Genomic DNA, 4,063 nt, shown 5'->3' on the forward strand with positions numbered 1-4,063 from the left:
CGCCCCGCGCGATGGCCGGCACCACCACATCACCGACCACCGCGCCCACCACGTACGCGCTGACGATGACCATCGAGCCGAACAGCACACTGCCGATCACGGCAACCGCGAAGATCCGCGGCTGCTCCCGGATCGCCTGCCGCAGAACCCCCAGCCCCCTGCCGAGCACGTCCCGACTTGTCCTGCTCGCCACGCTCTCCCCCGCCGTAAGCCACAATTATCTCCCTCATCCTTACCGCTGCGAGCCGGCACCGCCGACCCGGACGGGATATGTCGACCGTCACGTACCGGACGTACGGGCTCTGGGTGCGGCCGGGCGTCCGCCGGCGCGCGGTGGCGCGTCCGCGGGCCTACGATCGGGCCATGTCGCGGTACGCCCGAGCCGAGCGCGAGGCGCTGGCCGATCTTTTCCTGGCCCTCGGGCCCGACGCGCCGACGATCAACGAGGGCTGGGCGACCCGTGACCTCGCCGCGCACCTGGTGTTGCGCGAGCGCCGTCCGGACGCGGCCGGCGGGATCCTGCTGGCGCCGCTGCGGGGGCACGCCGAGCGGGTCCGCCGACGGCTCGCCGCCGGGCCCTACCCTGAGCTGGTGGCGCAGGTGCGCCGGCCGCCGGTGTGGAGCCCGATCAGCAACCCGCTGACCGACGAGCTGGTCAACACGGTGGAGTTCTTCATCCACCACGAGGACGTGCGGCGGGCCGTCCCGGGGTGGCAGCCGCGCGAGCTGTCCCGCGGTTTGCAGGCCACCCTGTGGAAGCGGGTCGCCCCGCTCGCCCGGCTGACGCTGCGCCGCTTCCCGGCGGACCTCTACGTGCAGGCGCCCGGTCACGGCGAAATCTCCGTCGGCCGTGGTGGCGAGCGGCTGCGGCTGGTGGGCGCGCCGGCCGAGTTGACCCTGTTCCTCTCCGGTCGGCAGCGGGTGGCCCGGGTTCAACTGGACGGTTCGGCGACGTCCGCGCGGCAGCTCCGCAACACCAGCCTGGGCATGTGACTTCCTGCGCCTAATCGGTCATAGGCGCCGGACAACTGCCGCAGTCCTAGCGATGCGCGCCGATACCTCCTCCCGTACGCTTCACCGCGCCGTTCCGCGCCGGGGCGGCACGATGTGGGGGCACACGATGCGGAGCTTCGCGATCTCGGCGCTACGGGAACCCTCCTTCGCGGCGGGGCGCCACAAGTCCACGGATCGGGTGGCCAGCGAGAGCGTCGAGTGGGCGCGCGCTCTCGGTTTGGTCAATTCCGGTCATCAGGTTCATCGACTACAACTGGCGGACGCCGCCGGCCTGGCCGGCCGGGCCTGCCCGGAAGGGCCGGCGCAGGGGCTGCGGCTCCTCACCGACCTGATCTCCTGGCTCTTCGTCATGGACGACGCCTGCGACGAGGACGGCCTCGGGGCCGACCCGGGCCGGCTGGCGCCGGTCATCGCCGCGCTGCTCGACGTGCTGGACCGGTGCGGCGACCCGCTCGCGCCACTGCCGCCAAACGCCGGCCCGCTGGGTGCCGCGCTGCACGATCTGTGCCGCCGGACCCGGGCCGAGGGTCGGGCGCCGATGCTGCTGCGGTTCGTCAGCCAGGTGCGCCAGTATCTGCTGGCGCTGCTCTGGGAGGCCGCCAACCGGGAACGCCGGCGGGTGCCGGGGTTGACGGAGTACGTCCAACTGCGTCGGCACATCGGCGGCGTGCACCCCTGTCTCACCCTGACCGACCTGGCGTCGGAACAGCCACCCGGCCCGACCCGGCGTGCCGAACCGGCGCTGGCCGCCCTGGACCTGCTGGCGGTGGACCTGGTCTGCTGGTGCAACGACCTCTTCTCGTACGGCAAGGAGAGCCGGGCCGACCCGGACGCGCACAACCTGGTGACGGTCATCGCCCAGGAGGGCGGCCTGGCCGAGGCGGACGCGTTATGGGCGGCCGCCGACCGTTTCAACCGGGGGTTGGCGGCGTACCTGGCGGCGGAGGAGAGGCTGCTGGCCAGCGGTGTCGAGGCGTTGCGCTCGCCGCTGGCCGCGCGGCGCAACTGGGTCCAGGCGACCTACGACTGGTCACTCGTGGCTGCCCGCTACGCCTGATCCGGGGTGTGTCGGCCGGCGGGCCAGGGCAGCCAGCCGATCACCAGCACTAGCCGATGCCCGGTGCCAGGCAATACTCTTCGGTAACCACTATGACGTGACGACCGTCACGCCACCACCCCCGAAGGCGGCTACAGCGATGGCTCTCGATGTACCGTACCGTTCCATCCCGGACATGTTCCTCAAGCGTGTGGCGGCCACCCCCGACCGCCACGCGTTCGCGTCCCCGACCCCCGACGACTCGGGCCCCGACTGGCTGACCTGGGAGCAGGTCGGCCAACGCGCCAAGGCCGTCGCCGCCGGCCTGCACGCGCTCGGCGTCGGCCAGGAGAATCCCGTCGCTATCCTCGCCAACACCCGGCTCGACTGGGTGGTCGCCGACCTCGGCATCATGTGCGCCGGCGGGGCGACCACCACCGTCTACCCGACCACCGAGCCGGCGGACGCGACATTCATCATCGCTGACTCCGCCTCGCGGGTGCTCTTCGCGGAGAACCCGACGCAGGCCGCCAAGATCGCCGGAGCGGCCCTGCCGGCGCTGACCCACGTGGTGCTCTTCGACGGCACCCCGGACCCGAACGCCGCGGTTCCCCAGCTCACCCTGGCCGACCTGGAGGAGCAGGGCACCCGCGCGCTGGCCGCCGAGCCCGATCTGATCGACATGCTGGTGGCCGGCATCGGCCCGGATCACCTGGCCACGCTGATCTACACCTCCGGCACCACGGGCCAGCCCAAGGGTGTCGAGCTGCTGCACGGCGGCTGGTGCTGGGAGGCCGTGGCGCAGGCCGAGGTCGGGCTGCTGCGCGACGACGACCTGCAGTACCTGTGGCTGCCGCTGGCCCACTCGTTCGGCAAGACGTTGCTCTGCGGCGCGATCCACGTCGGTCTGCCCACCTACGTCGACGGGCGGGTGGACAAGCTGGTCGACCTGCTCGCGGTGATCCGGCCGACCCTGATGTGCGGCGCTCCCCGGGTCTTCGAGAAGGTCTACAACCGGGCGGTGACCACCGCGCAGGGCGCCGGCGGCGCGAAGGCGAAGATCTTCGCCTGGGGTGTCCAGGTCGGCAAGGAGAAGGTCGCTCTGGAGCAGGCCGGCAAGCCGGTGCCGGCCGGGTTGAAGCTGCGCTACGGGCTGGCCGAGAAGCTGGTGTTCAGCAAGCTCCAGGCCCGCCTGGGCGGCCGGATGCGGGTGCTGGTCTCCGGCGCCGCTCCGCTGAGCCCCGAGATCGCCACCTTCTTCGCCGCCGCCAACCTGCCGATCTCCGAGGGCTACGGCCTCACCGAGACCAGCGCCGGCAACTTCGTGAACCCGCCCTCCGGGCTGCGGATCGGCACTGTCGGGCAGGCGATGGGCGACCTGGAGTGCCGGATCGACACCGATGGCGAGATCCTGGTCCGTGGCCGGCCCGTGATGCGCGGCTACCACAACCTGCCGGAGGAGACCGCTGCCGCGTTCACCGAGGACGGCTTCTTCCGCACCGGTGACATCGGCAGCCTGGACGAGCAGGGCTACCTGCGGATCACCGACCGCAAGAAGGACCTGGTCAAGACCTCGGGCGGCAAGTACATCGCGCCGTCGCACATCGAGGGGATGTTCAAGGCGATCTGCCCGTACACCTCGCAGGCGGTCGTGGTCGGTCAGGCCCGCAACTTCTGCACGATGCTCGTCACGCTGGACCCGGACGCGATCCGGGGCTGGGTGGCCGGCGGCCCGCTGGAGGGCCGCGACTATGCCGAGATCGTCGCCTCGCCGGAGGCGCAGGCGATGGTCGAGGAGTACGTCGCCCAGCTCAACGCCAAGCTCAACCGCTGGGAGACGATCAAGAAGGTGGCGATCCTGCCGCGCGACCTGACGATCGAGGACGGCGAGATCACCCCGTCGTTGAAGATCAAGCGACGTGGCGTGGAGAGCAACTTCGCCGCCGAGATCGACAAGATGTACGCGGGCACGCTCGCCGAGCTGTAGAAACGGTCCGCCGGTGGCCTCGCACC

The 4,063-nt window shown here is 71.4% G+C and carries 3 protein-coding genes and 1 pseudogene; 3 read left to right on the forward strand and 1 reads right to left on the reverse strand.

Annotated features, from left to right (window positions below):
• Nucleotides 1–193: pseudogene (locus AB0J68_RS28455) on the reverse strand (ABC transporter ATP-binding protein); the annotation flags it as partial.
• A 170-nt stretch (nucleotides 194–363) separates the two neighbouring features.
• Here AB0J68_RS28455 and AB0J68_RS28460 point away from each other — a divergent pair.
• From AB0J68_RS28460 to AB0J68_RS28470, 3 genes are all read left to right on the forward strand, one after another.
• The gene (locus tag AB0J68_RS28460; RefSeq protein ID WP_363941509.1) at nucleotides 364–993 is read left to right on the forward strand and encodes a TIGR03085 family metal-binding protein; all 630 of its coding nucleotides are present in this window, start codon (nucleotides 364–366) and stop codon (nucleotides 991–993) included.
• 127 nt (nucleotides 994–1,120) lie between these two features.
• Nucleotides 1,121–2,071: a terpene synthase gene (locus AB0J68_RS28465; RefSeq protein ID WP_355067211.1), complete on the forward strand. Its 951-nt coding sequence runs from the start codon at nucleotides 1,121–1,123 to the stop codon at nucleotides 2,069–2,071.
• A 139-nt stretch (nucleotides 2,072–2,210) separates the two neighbouring features.
• Complete coding sequence (locus tag AB0J68_RS28470; protein WP_354856165.1) at nucleotides 2,211–4,037, forward strand: long-chain fatty acid--CoA ligase; 1,827 nt, start codon at nucleotides 2,211–2,213, stop codon at nucleotides 4,035–4,037.
• Nucleotides 4,038–4,063 lie beyond the last annotated feature (26 nt).

The organism is Micromonospora sp. NPDC049580, from assembly GCF_040675595.1.
Taxonomy (GTDB): domain Bacteria; phylum Actinomycetota; class Actinomycetes; order Mycobacteriales; family Micromonosporaceae; genus Micromonospora.

Bases quoted from the DNA above. Each gene is read 5' to 3' on its own strand.
- AB0J68_RS28465 (WP_355067211.1), top strand. From the start codon at position 1,121: ATGCGGAGCTTCGCGATCTCGGCGCTACGGGAACCCTCCTTCGCGGCG.
- AB0J68_RS28470 (WP_354856165.1), top strand. From the start codon at position 2,211: ATGGCTCTCGATGTACCGTACCGTTCCATCCCGGACATGTTCCTCAAG.
- AB0J68_RS28460 (WP_363941509.1), top strand. From the start codon at position 364: ATGTCGCGGTACGCCCGAGCCGAGCGCGAGGCGCTGGCCGATCTTTTC.